The 14,915-nt window shown below is 70.8% G+C and carries 15 protein-coding genes; 12 read left to right on the plus strand and 3 right to left on the minus strand.

All coding sequences use genetic code 11. The features are described from left to right. The first annotated feature begins 31 nt into the window (after window positions 1–31). From SH922_RS31215 to SH922_RS31250, 8 genes are read left to right on the plus strand one after another with little or no spacing between them, the layout of a single operon-like run. Window positions 32–970, plus strand: a complete 939-nt coding sequence (locus tag SH922_RS31215) for an aromatase/cyclase (RefSeq protein WP_393061720.1) — start codon at window positions 32–34, stop codon at window positions 968–970. Beyond that, window positions 967–2,151: an FAD-dependent monooxygenase gene (locus SH922_RS31220; protein ID WP_393061722.1), complete on the plus strand. Its 1,185-nt coding sequence runs from the start codon at window positions 967–969 to the stop codon at window positions 2,149–2,151. Before SH922_RS31215 ends, SH922_RS31220 begins: the two co-directional genes overlap by 4 nt. A gap of 2 nt (window positions 2,152–2,153) precedes the next feature. Next, window positions 2,154–2,924 (plus strand): SDR family NAD(P)-dependent oxidoreductase, encoded by a 771-nt coding sequence (locus tag SH922_RS31225; RefSeq protein ID WP_393061724.1) that lies wholly within the window; start codon window positions 2,154–2,156, stop codon window positions 2,922–2,924. Between the two features lie 56 nt (window positions 2,925–2,980). Beyond that, window positions 2,981–3,946 (plus strand): LLM class flavin-dependent oxidoreductase, encoded by a 966-nt coding sequence (locus SH922_RS31230; protein ID WP_393061726.1) that lies wholly within the window; start codon window positions 2,981–2,983, stop codon window positions 3,944–3,946. After that, a complete protein-coding gene (locus SH922_RS31235; protein WP_393061728.1) occupies window positions 3,943–5,181 on the plus strand; it encodes an MFS transporter in 1,239 nt (412 codons plus the stop codon). The genes SH922_RS31230 and SH922_RS31235 overlap by 4 nt, the downstream gene beginning before the upstream one ends. Further along, the gene (locus SH922_RS31240; protein WP_393061730.1) at window positions 5,178–5,777 is read left to right on the plus strand and encodes an NADPH-dependent FMN reductase; all 600 of its coding nucleotides are present in this window, start codon (window positions 5,178–5,180) and stop codon (window positions 5,775–5,777) included. The genes SH922_RS31235 and SH922_RS31240 overlap by 4 nt, the downstream gene beginning before the upstream one ends. Then, on the plus strand, window positions 5,767–6,435 hold the full coding sequence (locus SH922_RS31245) for a hypothetical protein (protein ID WP_393061732.1): 669 nt from the start codon (window positions 5,767–5,769) through the stop codon (window positions 6,433–6,435). The genes SH922_RS31240 and SH922_RS31245 overlap by 11 nt, the downstream gene beginning before the upstream one ends. Further along, complete coding sequence (locus SH922_RS31250) at window positions 6,432–7,271, plus strand: SDR family oxidoreductase (RefSeq protein WP_393061734.1); 840 nt, start codon at window positions 6,432–6,434, stop codon at window positions 7,269–7,271. The genes SH922_RS31245 and SH922_RS31250 overlap by 4 nt, the downstream gene beginning before the upstream one ends. A 60-nt stretch (window positions 7,272–7,331) precedes the next feature. Here the strand turns inward: SH922_RS31250 and SH922_RS31255 are convergent, their stop codons facing one another. The 3 genes from SH922_RS31255 to SH922_RS31265 all read right to left on the minus strand — a co-directional run bounded on the left by SH922_RS31255 (window position 7,332) and on the right by SH922_RS31265 (window position 10,275). Then, complete coding sequence (locus tag SH922_RS31255; RefSeq protein WP_393061736.1) at window positions 7,332–8,561, minus strand: cytochrome P450; 1,230 nt, start codon at window positions 8,559–8,561, stop codon at window positions 7,332–7,334. 184 nt (window positions 8,562–8,745) lie between these two features. After that, window positions 8,746–9,540: a response regulator transcription factor gene (locus SH922_RS31260; protein WP_393061738.1), complete on the minus strand. Its 795-nt coding sequence runs from the start codon at window positions 9,538–9,540 to the stop codon at window positions 8,746–8,748. A gap of 45 nt (window positions 9,541–9,585) precedes the next feature. Next, a complete protein-coding gene (locus SH922_RS31265; RefSeq protein WP_393061740.1) occupies window positions 9,586–10,275 on the minus strand; it encodes a TetR/AcrR family transcriptional regulator in 690 nt (229 codons plus the stop codon). Window positions 10,276–10,413: 138 nt separating this feature from the next. Between SH922_RS31265 and SH922_RS31270 the strand changes: the two genes are divergently transcribed. From SH922_RS31270 to SH922_RS31285, 4 genes are all read left to right on the plus strand, one after another. Continuing rightward, window positions 10,414–11,907 carry a DHA2 family efflux MFS transporter permease subunit gene (locus tag SH922_RS31270; protein ID WP_393061742.1) on the plus strand — a complete coding sequence of 498 codons (1,494 nt, stop codon included), beginning with the start codon at window positions 10,414–10,416 and terminating at the stop codon, window positions 11,905–11,907. Then, window positions 11,904–12,731, plus strand: coding sequence for an SDR family NAD(P)-dependent oxidoreductase (locus SH922_RS31275; protein ID WP_393061744.1), 828 nt, complete (start codon window positions 11,904–11,906; stop codon window positions 12,729–12,731). The genes SH922_RS31270 and SH922_RS31275 overlap by 4 nt, the downstream gene beginning before the upstream one ends. A gap of 120 nt (window positions 12,732–12,851) precedes the next feature. Beyond that, window positions 12,852–13,505 (plus strand): hypothetical protein, encoded by a 654-nt coding sequence (locus SH922_RS31280; protein WP_393061746.1) that lies wholly within the window; start codon window positions 12,852–12,854, stop codon window positions 13,503–13,505. 133 nt (window positions 13,506–13,638) lie between these two features. Continuing rightward, window positions 13,639–14,697 carry a VWA domain-containing protein gene (locus SH922_RS31285; RefSeq protein WP_393061748.1) on the plus strand — a complete coding sequence of 353 codons (1,059 nt, stop codon included), beginning with the start codon at window positions 13,639–13,641 and terminating at the stop codon, window positions 14,695–14,697. Window positions 14,698–14,915 lie beyond the last annotated feature (218 nt).

Raw genomic sequence — 14,915 nt, forward strand, 5'->3', positions numbered from 1 at the left:
TCAATATGCTTCACCGACAGGAGACTTCATCATGACGACCCGCGAGGTCGAGCACGAGATCACCGTCCGGGCCGCCGCCTCGGACGTCTACCGCCTGCTCGCCGAGGTCGAGAACTGGCCACGGCTCTTCCCGCCCTCCGTGTGCGTCGAGCAGCTGGAGTCCGACGGCGACCAGGAGCGCATCAGGATCTGGGCCACGGCCAACGGCGAGGCCAAGAGCTGGACCTCCATCCGCATCCTGGACCCCGAGAAGCTGCGGATCCGCTTCTGGCAGGAGATACCCGCCCACCCCGTCGCCGAGATGACCGGGACCTGGATCATCGAGCCCCTCGGCGAGGGGGAGACCAGGGTCCGTCTCCTTCACGAGTACCGGGCCGTCGACGACGACCCGGAGAAGCTGATCTGGATCGACGAGGCCGTCGACCGCAACAGCCGGGCCGAGCTGCCCGGCCTCAGGGCGAATCTCGAACTCGGTGCCACCGACGCCGAACTGGCCCTCTCCTTCGAGGACTCCGTACGCATCGACGGCTCCGCCAAGGACGTGTACGACTTCCTCAACGAGGCCACGCACTGGTCCGAGCGGCTTCCGCACGTCGCCGGTGTCCGGCTCACGGAGGACACCCCCGGCCTCCAGATCCTGCGCCTGGACACCCGTACCAAGGACGGATCGACGCACACCACCGAATCCGTCCGGGTCTGCTTCCCCCACCGCAGGATCGCCTACAAGCAGACCACTCTGCCCGGACTGCTCACCCTGCACACCGGCTACTGGCAGATCGACGAGGACGCCGACGGAGTCACCACGGCCACCTCCCAGCACACCGTCGTCCTGGACGCGGAGAAGATCACCGAGATCCTCGGCAGCGACGCCGGAGTCCCCGAGGCCCGTGCCTACATCCGCGACGCCCTCGGCGGCAACAGCCGCGCCACCCTGGGCCACGCCAGGCAGTACGCGGAAGCCCGGCGTTGACCGGGCCGGGGACCGGGGCCCCGGCGGCCGACGTGATCATCGTCGGGGCGGGACCCGTCGGGCTGCTCCTCGCCGGCGAACTGCGCCTCGGCGGAGCGCGGGTGACCGTGCTGGAGCAACTCGTCGAACCCACCAGGGAATCCCGGGCGTCCACCCTGCACGCCCGCACCCTGGAGATCCTCGAGGACCGCGGCGTGCTGCGGCGCCTGGGCACCCTGCCCGCCGGCGGACCGGGCCACTTCGGCGGGCTCCGCCTCGACCTCGCCGACGCGGAGCCCGGCCACCCGCACGCAGGACAGTGGAAGTACCCCCAGGCCCGGCTGGAAGCCGTACTGAAGCTCTGGGCCACCGGCCTCGGGGCCCAGGTCCGGCGCGGACACCGCGTCACGGGTCTCACCCCCCGCCCCTACCGGGTGGACGTCGAGCACACCGGCACCGACGGCACCACGCACCACTCCGCGGCCGCCTTCGTCGTCGGCTGCGACGGTGAACGCAGCACGGTCCGGTGCCTCGGCGGCTTCGAATTCGCCGGCGAGGACGGAACGCTGGAAATGCTGCGCGCCGACGTGGCCGGCCTCGACGTACCCGACCGGCGCTTCGAGCGGCACCCGCACGGACTGGCCACCGCGCACCGCTGGCCCGACGGTTCCACCCGGGTGATGGTCCATCTCTTCGGTACGCCGCCCGGCCGGCGCAGCGGACCGCCCTCCTTCGCGGAGACCGCCGCCACCTGGGCGAAGGTCACCGGCGAGGACATCGCCCACGGCACACCGCTGTGGCTGAACGCCTTCGACAACACCAGCCGGCAGGCCACCGCCTACCGGCGCGGCCGAATCCTGCTCGCCGGGGACGCCGCCCACGTACAGATGCCGGTGGGCGGCCAGGCACTCAACCTGGGCCTCCAGGACGCAGCCGCCCTCGGACCCCGCCTCGCCGCCCGCGTAACCGGCCGAGCCGACGACCGCGAACTCGACGGCTACCAGCGGGAACGCCACCCGGCGACCGCCCGCGCCCTCACCGGAATCCGGGCCCAGGCGCGGCTGCTGCTCGGCGGACCCGAGGTCGACGGAGTGCGCGAGGTGTTCGACGAACTCCTGCACCTGGGCACCGTCCGCCGCCATCTCGCCCGCGTCGTCACCGGACTCGACACCCCCCGACCACCCGCATCCACAGGGAGCTGACCATGACCAACAGGCTCGAAGGCAAGACCGCACTCGTCACCGGGTCCAGCCGGGGCATCGGACGCGCCATCGCGATCCGGCTCGCCCGCGAGGGCGCCCTCGTCGCCGTCCACTACGCGAACGACGAGAAGTCCGCCGACGCGACGCTGGAGACCATCGAGCAGGAGGGCGGCCACGGCTTCACCGTCCGCGCCGAACTCGGCGTCCCCGGCGACGTCCACGAACTCTTCCTCGGCCTGGAACGCGGGCTGAAGGAACGCACCGGCGAGACCACCCTCGACATCCTGGTCAACAACGCGGGTGAGACCACCCAGAACGGCGTCGCCCCCGAGGACGTCACCCCCGAGCAGTTCGACCGCTTCTTCGCCGTCAACGCCAAGGCCCCCTACTTCCTGATCCAGCGAGCCCTGCCGTCCATCCCCGAGGGAGGCAGGATCGTCAACATCTCCTCCGGCCTGACCCGGGTCGCCAACCCCGAGCAGGTGGCGTACGCCATGACCAAGGGCGCCGTCGAACAGCTCACCCTCCACCTGGCCCGGCAGCTCGCCCCCCGCGGCATCACGATCAACAGCGTGGCGCCCGGGATCACCGACAACGGGAGCCCCGTCTTCGACATCCCCGAAGCGGTGGCCCAGATGGCCAAGCTGTCCGCCTTCCAGCGCGTGGGGGAGGCCGGGGACGTCGCCGACGTCGTCACCTTCCTCGCCACCGACGAAGCCCGCTGGATCACCGGCTCCTTCGTCGACGCCACCGGCGGCACCCTCCTCGGCTGAGCCCGTCCGCACCGCCCCGGAACGTGTCGGCCATCCACCTTCGAAAGGCACCTGTCATGGACGTCGGACTCCTCTTCGACCTGCGCAACCCCGGCCAGTGGCACCGTCCCTGGGCCGACCACTACGCGCGGACCCTGGAGTTCTGCGAGGAAGCGGACCGCCGTGGCGCGGGCGGTCTGTGGTTCACCGAGCACCACCGCTTCGAGGACGGCTACCTGCCCCAGCCGCTGACCTTCGCGGCAGCCGTCGCCGCCCGGACCCGCCGCGCACGCATCGGCACCTCCGTCGTCCTGCCGGCCCTGCACCACCCCGTCGACATCGCCGAACAGGCCGCGATCGTCGACATCATCAGCGACGGCCGGCTCGAACTCGGCCTGGGCGCCGGCTATCGCATCCCCGAATACACGCTCTTCGACGCCGACTTCGGCCACCGCTTCGCGCGGACCGAGGAACGCATCGCCGAGATCCTGCGCCTGTGGCGCGAGCGCGGCATCACCCCCCTGCCGATCCAGGAACCGCCGCCCGTCTGGGGCGGCTTCTACGGGCCGCGCGGCGCCCGGCTCGCCGGCCGGCTGGGCATCGGGCTGCTGCACATCTCACGCGAACGCTTCGCGCAGTACCAGGAGGGACTGATCGAGGGCGGCCACGACCCGGACACCGCACGCGTGAGCGACCTGCTTCCCCTCCTGCTCTCCCGCGACCCGGAGGCGGCCTGGCACCGCATCGGCCCCCACCTGGTCCACCAGGTGAACTCCTACCGTCAAGGAGCCCTCCAGGGCACCGCCTTCGACGGCCCGCCGCCGCTGACCATCGACGACCTGCGCGACCCGGACGCCAAGGACCGGCGCGGACTGCTCGACATCCTCACCCCCGAGGACGCCGCCGTCCGCATCAAGGAGCTGACCGCGGGGCTCCCCGTGAAGCACCTCATCTTCTGGGCGAGCATCGCCGGGATGCCGGACGACCTGGTCGCCGAGAACCTGGAGCTGGTCACCGGGCAGCTGCCGCGCCTGCTGTCATGACGCGCACGAACACGGCCCCCGCCGGACGCGCCTGGGCACTGCTGCTCATCCTCTCCGGGAACATGGTCCTGGACGCGATCGAGGTGTCGCTCGTCCTCGTCGCCCTGCCGGTGATCGCGGACGACCAGGGGCTGTCGCTCCTGACCGTGCAATGGCTCATGAGCGGCTTCGCCCTCGGGTTCGCGGCCCTGCTGACCACCGGGCCACGGCTCGCCGTCCGGTTCGGCAGGCGCCGCGTCTACTTCGCCGCGATGCTCGGCTTCGCCCTCGCGTCGGTGGCGGGCGGCCTGGCGGACGGGCCCGCCCTGCTCATCGCGACCCGGGTGGTCAAGGGTGCGTGCGCGGCGCTCACGGCGCCGATGGGGCTCGCCATCATCGGCACCGCCTTCCCCGAGGGCCCGGAGCGGCGGCGGGCCGTCTCGGTCTACTCGCTCTTCGGGGCCGCGGGATTCACGGCCGGGCTCCTGCTGTCCGGAGCCCTCCTGGAGGCCGGCTGGCGCTGGATCTTCCTTGTGCCGGCTCCCGTCGCCCTGGTCCTCCTGCTGTGGGGGCTGCGTGTGGTCCCCCACGAGGAGACGGTCGCGGCGGCCCCCGCCACAGACCGTGCCGGGCCCTTCGTGGCCGGATCACCCGGGCGCGGCCACGTACTGCTGCGCACCTGTCTGGGCGCGGCCACGCTGAACGGCACCTACCACGGTCTGCTGTTCCTGCTCACCTTCCAGGCGCAGACCGAACTGGGCCTCTCGCCCTGGACCGGCGCGCTCGCACTGCTGCCCGCCTGTGTGCCGCTCGCCGTGACCGTGCCGTTCGCCGGGTCCCTGGTCCGGCGCCACGGAACGGGGCGGCTCATCGCGCTGGGCGCCGCGGCACCGCTGCTCGGATACCTGCTCGCTCTGTGGCGGCCTCCGTCGGGCTCGTACCTCACCGGCACACTGCCCGTCCTGCTCCTCGTCGGCGCGGGGTTCGTACTCTCCTTCGCCGCCCTCAACATGCGGGCCGCCGAAGCCGTCCCGCCGCCCCGCCGCTCCACTGCGATCCCGCTCTACCAGACGGCCGTGCAACTCGGCGCGGTCCTGCTCATTCCCCTCACCGCCTGGCTCCTGACCGCCTTCGACGACCGGCGCCCGGCTCTCGCGCTGCTGGCCGCCGCGGCGGCCGTGGGCCTGGCAGCAGCCCTCCCCGGACTCCGTGCCGAGGGACGTCCCCGACCACTCCTGCAGAAGGAAGCCGCATGACCCGCTCCGCACCGCCCCTCTCCCTCGCCGTCGTCACGGCCAGCGTCCGCGACGGACGCCTCGGCCCGACCCCGGCCGAATGGTTCACGCGGCAGGCCCGCGCCCGGACCGAACTGGACGTCCACACCGTCGACCTGCTCGCCCACCCCCTGCCCCTGGTGCTTCCCGCACCGGGCCAGGAACCGCCCGCCGACGTGGTCCCGCACCGGGACGCGCTGCGTACGGCACTCGCCCGGTCGGACGCCTTCGTCGTGGTGACCCCCGAGTACAACCACAGCTTTCCCGCCGCTCTCAAGAACGTCCTGGACTGGTTCCTGACCGAATGGGCGGCGAAGCCGGTCGGCTTCGTCTCCTACGGCGGGCTGGCCGGCGGCCTGCGCGCCGTCGAGCAACTGCGGCCGGTCTTCGCCGAACTGCACGCCGTCACCGTCCGCGAGACGGTCAGCTTCCACACGGCGTGGGAGGCCTTCGACGGCGAGGGAGAACCGCTCGACACCAAGGGCAGCGCAGGTGCCGCCGAAGTCCTGCTCGACCAACTCATCTGGTGGGGCGCAGCGTTGCGCACAGCCCGGGCGGAACAGCCCTATGGGAGCTGAGCCCCGGGCCGCTGACCGCCGCGGCCCCGACATCGCCCGCCCGGACTCCACCTCTGTCCACGTCACCCACTGGTACGCCTCCGACCGCTCCGCCGGCCTCGCCCTGCTGGACGAGGTGGCCGGCCAGTGGGCTGCCGCCCCATGGCCCGATGGACTCCTCTCCTTCCACGGATATCTGAGTACGGAAGGCGACACCGTCCTCGCCTACGTCCAGGCCACCCGCCCCACGGCCCACCGCGACCTCACCCGGACACTGCACGGCCCGGCGGCCGCCGGGGCCGTCTCCTACCGGCTGCACACCAGCGTCGTCCTGGACCCCTCGGGAACACCGCCCGGTGCCGTCGTCGTCGCCACCTTCGACGTCGACGGTGCCGAGCGTCAGGAACGGATCGTCGAATCCGTCGCGAAGGCCGTCACCGAGGCACCGTCCGCACAGCGCGAGGGCATGCTCAGCGCCCACTTCCACGCCAGCACCGACGGCAGCCGGGTGCTCAACTACGCCGAGTGGACGAGCGACGTGGCGCATCTGGCGTTCCTCGAAGGGGCCGCCCGCGCGGCCACGCTCCGGGCCACCGGCGCGACTCCCGGGGTGCGCCCCATCGGCTTCCGCCGATTCCACCTCCACCACGGCATCACCCCCGACAGGAGCGACACATGACCATTCTGGTGACCGGAGCACGCGGGCGGGTGGGCGCCGCCGTCGTACGCGGACTGCTCGCCGCCGGGGAGAAGGTGCGGGCAGCGAGCGCCGACCCCGCGTCCCTGACGACGCTGCCCGACGACGTGGAGCGGATACGGCTCGACCTGTCCTCGCCGCAGGGGCTGCGCGAGGCCCTGCACGGCGTACAGAAGATCTTTCTGTACGCCCAGCCGGCCGGCGCCGCCCGTCTGACCGAGGCCGCGGCGGCCGCCGGGGTCGGGCACATCGTGCTGCTCTCCTCGCTCGCCATCGACACCCACGGGGCGGGCACCAGCCCGATCGCCCAGCAGCATGTGCTCGTGGAGGACGTGCTGCGGGCCTCGGGGCTCGGGTGGACCTTCGTCCGGCCCGGCGGTTTCGCCACCAACGCGCTCCAGTGGGCGCAGGACATACGGGCCGGACGCCCCCTGCGGCTCGCCTACCCCGAGACCTACAGCGAGCCGGTCCATGAGTCCGACGTCGCCGACGTCGCGGTCCGTGCGCTGCTGGACGAGGCCCACCGGGGTGCCACGCTGCGGGTCACCGGACCCGAGTCCCTGTCGGCACGGCGTCAGGCGGAGCTCGTCGCCGAGGCCGCGGGCCGGGACGTACTGGTGCGGCTGATCTCGCCCGAGGAGTACCGGGAACAGCTCGCCGCCTTTCTGCCCGCACCGGTCGTCGACACACTCCTCGACTACCAGGCGGCGCGGGACGGACGGCCTCAGAGGACGGCCGACGACGTGCGAGCCGTCCTCGGCCGTCCGGCGCTGTCCTTCGCGCAGTGGGCGAAGGACAACGCCGGATCCTTCCGCTGACAGGGCCCCGGGCGTGAGCGGCGCCCCCGGCCGGGGGCGCCGCTCACCGCTGTCCCGGTGCTACCACTCGACGGGCAGGCGCCTGACACCCCGCATCACACGGTTGGTGTTCCACTCGACCTCATCGGCGGGCACCGCAAGCCGTAGTCCCGGCAGGCGCCGCGCCAACGTCTCTATGACCGAACGGAGTTCCAGCCGGGCGAGCGGGGCGGCGGGGCAGTGGTGCGCCCCGTGCCCGAACGCCACATGCGGGTTGACCGCCCGGTTGAAGTCCAGTTCCTCCGGGTGCTCGAAGACGGTCTCGTCCCGGTTGGCGGCGTCGTTCTGCGCGACCACCGCGTCCCCGGCACGCACCAACTGCCCGGCGAGCTCGAAGTCCTCCACGGCGATCCGGGAGAACGGTGCCACGCTGGTGGCCAGCGGGGTGTAGCGCAGCAGTTCCTCGACCGCGGAGGGCACCAGCGCGGAGTCCTTGACCAGGGACTCCCACAGCAGGGGCCGGGAAAGCAGGGTGTAGAGGAAGTTGCCGGTCTGGTTGGCGGTCGTCTCGTGCCCCGCGGTGAGCAGATCCACGGCGAACACGGCGAGTTCGCTTTCGGTCAGCCGGTCGTCACCCTCGCGCGAGGTGACGAGCCGGCTCAGCAGGTCCTCGCCGGGGTCGGCGATCCGCCGCGCGATCAGCTCCCGCAGGTAGGCGTCGAGGCTGTCCCGCGCCGCCTGGATGGTCGAGGGATCGGCGACCGTCAGCGCCATCATCGCGTCGGTCCACTCGCGAAACCGCCCGCGGTCCTCGACCGGCACGCCGAAGGTCTCGCAGATGACCGTGATGCCCATGGGCCAGGCCAGTCGGGTGGCCAGGTCGGCGGGGGACCCCGACTCCTCCAGATCGTCCACGAGCGCGTCGATGATCGCCTGCACCCGCGGCTGGACGGCGGCCACCTGACGAGCGGTGAACGCCTTCGCGGCGAGCCGGCGAAGGCGTGTGTGGTCCGGCGGGTCCATGCTGAGGAGGGAATCGGCCTGCTGGATCAGCGGGCTGGAGCGCGGGACGTCCTTGCCGACGGCGGCGGCCCGGCTCAGCCGGGGGTCGGAGAGCGCGGCGCGTACATCCGCGTACCGGGTCACCAGCCAGGCGTCCCCGCCGTGCGGCATCGTGACCCGGGCGACGGGCTCCTCGCGTCGCAGTGCGGCGTAGGCCGGATCGAGGTCGAGGCGTTCGGAGGTGAAGCCGGAGGCGTGGTAGGGGCAGGAGGAAAGTGCATTCGAATGCTCGGAATCAGTCGTCGTCATCGGACGGTCTCCGTCTGTGAGGTGAACCAGCACGCGGACCCTGCCGACTCTAGATTCAGCCCTTTTCCGTCTCGGTCAGCCGTTTCATGGCATCTCGACAATTCGTTGTCAGGAAAAGGAAAACCGGTGGGGACGGGAGCGGGGCCGGCGGACATGAGTGTTCCTCCGGCCCCGCTCCCGTTTGTCACTCGTGTCCGACTCTGAACCCCACCCCGCGGACTGTCCGTATCCAGCTTCTCTGCCCCAACTTGCTGCGCAGGGAGCTGACATGGGTGTCCACGGTGCGGGTTGCCCGAACGCCGAGCAGATGAGGCATCGGGTCCTCCCAGATCTCCGTCATCAGCCGCTGCCGGCTGACGACGCTCTCGGAATGCCGGGCGAGGTAGTAGAGCAGATCGAATTCCTTGCGGGTGAGATCGACGGGACTCCCGCGCAACAGGACTTCGCGGGATGCCGCATTGATGCGCAGCGTGCCGATCGAGAGGACCGTCAGGGATTCCCTCGGCCGGGGGCGGGCGTGCCGACGCCTGGTCACGGCCTCGATGCGCGCCACCAGTTCGCGGAATTCGTAGGGCTTGTCGAGGCAGTCGTCCGCGCCGGCCCGGAGGCCGAGGACCCGGTCGAGTTCACTGCCGCTGTCGGTGAACGTGATGATCGGTGTGTCCGCGTCATCGCGGATACGCCGGCAGACTTCCAGGCCGTCGATGTCGGGCAGGTCGAGGTCGAGCAGGACGATGTCCGCACCACGGTGTGCGTTCAGCGCCGTCGCGCCGTTGCCGACGGAGGTCACGTCGTACCCGTGGCGTTCGAGCGCCCGGGACAGTTCGCCGCTGCTGTTGTGTGAGTCCTCCACCACGAGAATCTGCACGATGTCTCCCTTGATCCGATCGAGTACGCGCACGCAGACGATGTTCTCTGCGGAGCCCCGGATCCGATGGCAGGTGTCGACGGTCTTAAAGAAGCGTTCACGGAGGTTCACGAGCGCTTCGCGTATGACCGGTCTCAGCTGCCAGTGAGCGTCAACTCACGCCCTGGCGGCCGGAGTTGACGCACCGTATGCCTGGAGGAAGGTCCGGACCGCCGACTGTGCCACCTGGCGGATCTCCGCCTCGGGCACGGCTCGGGTGCCGAGCTGGGACCGGGCCTCCATCGGACCGGTCAGCAGGGCGAGGAAGTGTTCGGCCGCTTCCGCCGGATCGCAGGGCCTCAGCCGGCCGGACAGAGCCAGCCGGGCCAGTCGGTCCGCCAGCGCTTCCTTGAGCCGGCTCGCACCCCGTCCCCAGACGATCTCCAGCAGGTCGGGGAACTGGGTGATCTCCGCGTAGAGCAGGCGCCGCAGCGCCCAGGACTGCTCGTTGCAACATCGCAACAGCAGGCGGTGCGCCAGGACTTCGAGCCGGTCGGAGGCGTCGTCCTGCGGTGTCGCGTTGTCCGCGCCCGCCCCGCTCTCGGCGGGGAACAGGTCGACGACGGCGAGGTTCTGCGCCATGACGTCGTCGGCCGCGGCCTCCATCGCGCTGCGGAAGACGTTCTGCTTGTCGCCGAGGTGGTTGTACACGGTGTGCTTGGCGACTCCCGCGACCTCGGCGATCTCCTCCATGCAGGCACGGGCGTAGCCCCGTTGCGCGAACACGGTGAAGGCGGCACTCAGGATCGCCTGCCGCTTGTCGATGCGGCCTCGCGACGGGGTCTTGGGGGTACTCGTTCCGCTCACCCCGTCATCGTACCCACCCGACCCGAAAAATGCACTGGCTAGTGCAATGAAGTAGGACGGCTCGTTGAAAACGGTCGAGCGAGTGCCATACGCTGCACTCGCCAGTGCAATTCTCGCTCGATCTCACCGGAGACAGTCATGGCGCATGCACAGGACGAACGTCTGGATCCCGCCCTGCGGCGGCTGATCGGCGTGATCCTGTTAGGCGGGATCATGGGGATCCTCGACGGCTCGATGATCGCCGTCGCGGCCGACACCCTGGCCCGCGAATTCGACACGTCGCTGTCCACCATCAGCTGGGTGTCCACCAGTTACCTGCTCGCGCTCACCGTCTCGATCCCCGTCACCACATGGGCGGTGGACCGGTTCGGCGGACGTCGGCTGTGGCTGCTCGGCCTCGTCGTGTTCCTCGTCGGCTCGGTCGCCTCCGGCCTCGCCTGGAACGCCCCCAGCCTCATCGTCTTCCGCATCGTGCAGGGACTCGGTGCCGGACTGCTCGACCCGCTGATGCTCACTCTGCTCGCCCGCGCCTCCGGACCCGCCCGTGCCGGGCGGGTGATGGGCCTGATGGGCGTCGTCGGCTCCAGCGGCCCGGTGTTCGGGCCGGTCGTCGGAGGCATCATCCTCCAGGGCGCCGACTGGCGCTGGATGTTCCTGGTCAACGTCCCCATCGGCCTCGTCGCCCTGGTGCTCGCCCTCAAGTTCCTGCCCGCGGACACCTCCACCGAGAAGTCGCCCGCCGGCAAGCTCGACCTCCTCGGACTCGCCCTCATCGGCCCCGGCGTCGCGGCCGGCGTCCTCGCTCTCTCGCAGGCCGCCGAGCAGGCCGCGTTCGCCGTTCCGTCGGTCCTGGTGCCGCTGATCCTGTCCGTCCTGCTGCTGGGCGGATACGCCGTCCACGCCCTTCGCCGCCGCGGCGAAGTCACGGCCGCACCACTCATCGACCTGCGCCTGTTCAGCCGCGGCAGCTTCGCCGCCAGCGTCACGGTCGGCTCGCTCGTCGGCCTCGCGACGTTCGCCAGCCTCTTCGCGCTGCCCCTCTACCACCAGCAGGTCCAGGGGCACGGCAGCTTCGAGGCAGCCCTGCTGCTCGCCCCGCTCGGCATCGGCTCCGCCCTGTCCATGCCGGTGACCGGCCGGCTTTCGGACCGGGTCGGTTCACGGAGCCTCGTATGGGCGGGCGGCGCCCTCGCACTGCTCAGCGCCCTCGCCTTCACCCGTATCGGGGCGGACACGTCCGAAGTGTGGCCGGCCGTCGCCGCCTTCACCATCGGTGTGGGCCTCGGTGCGGTCGGGGCGCCCACGATCGCCTCGCTCTACCGCACCCTGCCCGCGCACCTGGTCCCGCAGGGAAGCTCGGTGCTCTACATGCTCAACCAGCTCGGGGCGTCGATCGGTATCGCGCTCGTCGCGCTCGTGATGCAGACCGCGGGCGACGGGGACCCGGTCCGCGGGTTCCACGCCGCGTACTGGACCGTGTCCGTGGTCCTCGTCCTCGTACTGGCGGCGGCGACCCTGCTGCCGGGCCGCCCCGCATCCGCGCCGGCCCCGGCGGAGGACGGTGAGACCGCTCGTCCGGAGCCGGCCGAAGAGATCTCCGCATCCGTTCACGCCCTGGGAGAAGGCAAATGAGCACCCTCGTCATCGCCGGTGGCACCGACGGCATCGGCAAAGCACTCGCCGAGCTCTACCTCGGCCGGGGCGACACGGTCGTCGTCATCGGCCGGAACCCCGAAAAGGGCCGACGCTTCCTCGACGACGCGGGCGCGGCGGGCGCCGCCGAACGTGCCTTCTTCGTCACTGCGGACCTCAGCCTGCTCGCGGAGACCTCCCGTGCCGCCGATGAGATCCGTGCCGCGTTCCCGACGGTCGACGCGCTGGTGTTCTGCGCCCGTCACTACCGCTCCCGCCGCACGGAGACCACCGAGGGGTACGAGGAGAACTTCGCACTGTTCTACCTGAGCCGCCACGTGCTGGGCCAGGCGCTCGCCGAGCAGCTGTCCCGCGCGCAGCACCCGGTCGTCGTCAACGTGGCCGGTCCGGGAGCCGGACTCGAACTCGTCCAGTGGGACGATCTCCAGCTCAGCCGCCGCTACCACGGCGGTGCCGCGCTCGGCCAGGGCGGAAAGCTCAACGACCTGCTGGGCGTCAGCTACGCCGAACAGTACGGGCCGGCCGGAATCCGCTACGTACTGATCCACCCCGGCGTCACGGCCACCGGTTTCTCCGGCGAGTACGACGCCGAGACGCTGCCCCACATCCGGTCGATGCAACGACACGCGAAGCCCGTCGAGGCCGCGCTGCCGCCGATCGTCGACGCCATCGACAAGCCCCCCGCCGAAGCGCTCAGCGCGTTCGTCGAGGGCCGTCGCATCCCGGTCGACACCCGCGGCTTCGACCCGGCGGCCGCGCATCGGCTGCGCGACCTCACCGACCGGCTCCTTGCGCGGAGTTGACACACTTGACGAAGACCTGCAACGGAGGCTCTGGGATGCGGACCCGCCGCGAAGGAGACTGAGGGGGCGCGCGCCGCCTCCTCAGCTCTCCCGCAGTGACCGACTCCCAGGAGCCGCACCATGTCCTACGTGTCCGCCGACCCCGTACGGGCCGTTCTCGACGATCCGCGCAGCGCGGCCGTCCTCGTCACCACCTTCGCCACCCGTGGACCGGACGACACCCGGCGGACTGCCGAACAGGCCGTCGCCGACGCGCTCCGCGGACCGTGGCCCGAAGGGCTGCTCTCGCTCACCGTCTACACCAGCGGTGACGACGACTCCGTCCTCACCTACGCCCAGTGGGCCGCCGAGGACCGGTTGCCGGCCCCCGGCGGCACAGCCGAAGCGGGCGTCGTCTCCCGGGCGTTCCACCACTACCGAGCGGTCCGCGGCACCGCTGTCGAGGAACCGGCGCCCGTCCCGGAGTCGTTCCCGGCGGCGTTCTTCCCCACCGAGAGCGAGCAGGCCGCCCGTGCGTGGCTCGACGGGCTGCTCGCGGGGGAGGAGCGGACCGAGGGCGAGGACCGCGCCTACCCCGGCGCCATAGCCGCTCATCTCCACATCGCCGTCGACGGCGGACAGGTGCTCAGCTTCTCCGAGTGGGTCGCCGAGGGGCCGGCCGTCGACCACATCGAGGCGGTCTGGGCCCCGGTGCTCAAGGACTTCGGCGGCACCGGCTCCCTCTACCGCCACCACCGCACGCTGCTGCCCGGGAGCGCGGCCACCCGGCAATGAGCGGGTACCACGGCGTCCGGCCGGCCCGGGCCGGGTGCGGCGCGGAGGGGTGATCATCCGTCGAAGTCCGTTGTCAGTGGCTCCTCATAGAGTGAAAACATCACTCGGGGAGCCCCTGAAATGGAGCTGATGCATGTCTGCCAACCGGATCAATCACAAGGTGAACCATGTCGCGCTGGTCGTGGACTCTTCGGGTTCCATGTACCAGCACCAGGGCCAGCTCATCCGCGTCGTGGACGAGTTCGTGGCAGGCCTGAAGGCCGAATCGGACAGCCTCGGCCATGAGACCCGGATCAGCCTCTACTCCTTCGACCACAGGGTGGAGAACCTGGTCTGGGACATGGACGTGAAGCATCTGCCGTCCATGCGGGGCCTGTACAAGGTCAACAACGGCGCCACGGCCCTCATCGAGGCCTCTCTCAAGTCCCTGGACGACCTGGGAAACATCTGGGAGGAATACGGCGAGCACAGCTTCCTCCAGATCGTGGTGACGGACGGCGAGGAGAACGCCTCCGGCGGCGACCGGCGGCACGACGGCGACATGACCATCCTCGGCCCCTGGCTCGACAGGATCGCGGCGAAGATGGGCAAGCTGCCGGGGCACTGGACCTCCGCGATCCTCGTCCCGAACTCCCTGGCGAAGCGAACCGCCCAGAACTACGGCTTCCCGGCCGGGAACATAGCCATCTGGGACGCCGATTCCCAGAAGGGCGTCGAGGACGCGATCGGTACCGTGCGCGCTGCCGCCACCAGCTTCCTCCGGGGCCGCGAGCAGGGCGTGCGCGGCACGAAGAACCTGTTCGCGGTCGGCCAGGACATCTCGGTCGACGAGGTGCGGGCCAGCCTCGAACCGGTATCCGTCGACAAGTACCGCCTCCTGAAGGTCGACAAGGAGGTCGAGATCCGGTCCTTCGTCGATTCTCACCCGGGCGTCACGTACCAACGCGGTTCGTGCTACTACCAGTTGGGCACCCGGGTTCAGGTCCAGCCCGACAAGGAAGTCGTCGTGGTAGAGAAGGACACCGACCGCGCCTATACGGGCGAAGCGGCGCGCAGCCTTCTGTTCGGCACAGGCATCAAGGGGACCGTCTCCGTGAAGGCGGGCAACAATCCGCAGCTGGAGGTATACGTGCAGAGCCGTTCGGTGAACCGCAAGCTCAAGCCGAATACGCGACTGCTCATCATGCTCTGACACGCAACGTCTCCCCGGCGGCTGTCTGCCCCCCAGCCGGGCCGCGCGACCTCTCCAGCCTCGGGCCACATACCGCCCCGCACACGCGTGAGACGGCACTGGCGTGCGCGTCGCACCTCGCACCTTCGTTGAGCTGTGGGCCCTTGGGGTCCTCCGGCAGCCGGCCGGGCAATCGGGCATGCCCGGTACGGTGATTGCCCGGAGCGCCGCATGGCGCC

The organism is Streptomyces sp. LN549, from assembly GCF_043203805.1.
Lineage (GTDB): Bacteria > Actinomycetota > Actinomycetes > Streptomycetales > Streptomycetaceae > Streptomyces.

Excerpts from the sequence above, each read along its gene's own strand:
- SH922_RS31255 (WP_393061736.1), bottom strand. The coding sequence starts at position 8,561 with ATGACGACGACTGATTCCGAGCATTCGAATGCACTTTCCTCCTGCCCC.
- SH922_RS31240 (WP_393061730.1), top strand. The coding sequence starts at position 5,178 with ATGACCCGCTCCGCACCGCCCCTCTCCCTCGCCGTCGTCACGGCCAGC.
- SH922_RS31215 (WP_393061720.1), top strand. The coding sequence starts at position 32 with ATGACGACCCGCGAGGTCGAGCACGAGATCACCGTCCGGGCCGCCGCC.
- SH922_RS31225 (WP_393061724.1), top strand. The coding sequence starts at position 2,154 with ATGACCAACAGGCTCGAAGGCAAGACCGCACTCGTCACCGGGTCCAGC.
- SH922_RS31235 (WP_393061728.1), top strand. The coding sequence starts at position 3,943 with ATGACGCGCACGAACACGGCCCCCGCCGGACGCGCCTGGGCACTGCTG.
- SH922_RS31250 (WP_393061734.1), top strand. The coding sequence starts at position 6,432 with ATGACCATTCTGGTGACCGGAGCACGCGGGCGGGTGGGCGCCGCCGTC.
- SH922_RS31230 (WP_393061726.1), top strand. The coding sequence starts at position 2,981 with ATGGACGTCGGACTCCTCTTCGACCTGCGCAACCCCGGCCAGTGGCAC.
- SH922_RS31275 (WP_393061744.1), top strand. The coding sequence starts at position 11,904 with ATGAGCACCCTCGTCATCGCCGGTGGCACCGACGGCATCGGCAAAGCA.
- SH922_RS31280 (WP_393061746.1), top strand. The coding sequence starts at position 12,852 with ATGTCCTACGTGTCCGCCGACCCCGTACGGGCCGTTCTCGACGATCCG.
- SH922_RS31285 (WP_393061748.1), top strand. The coding sequence starts at position 13,639 with ATGTCTGCCAACCGGATCAATCACAAGGTGAACCATGTCGCGCTGGTC.
- SH922_RS31270 (WP_393061742.1), top strand. The coding sequence starts at position 10,414 with ATGGCGCATGCACAGGACGAACGTCTGGATCCCGCCCTGCGGCGGCTG.
- SH922_RS31245 (WP_393061732.1), top strand. The coding sequence starts at position 5,767 with ATGGGAGCTGAGCCCCGGGCCGCTGACCGCCGCGGCCCCGACATCGCC.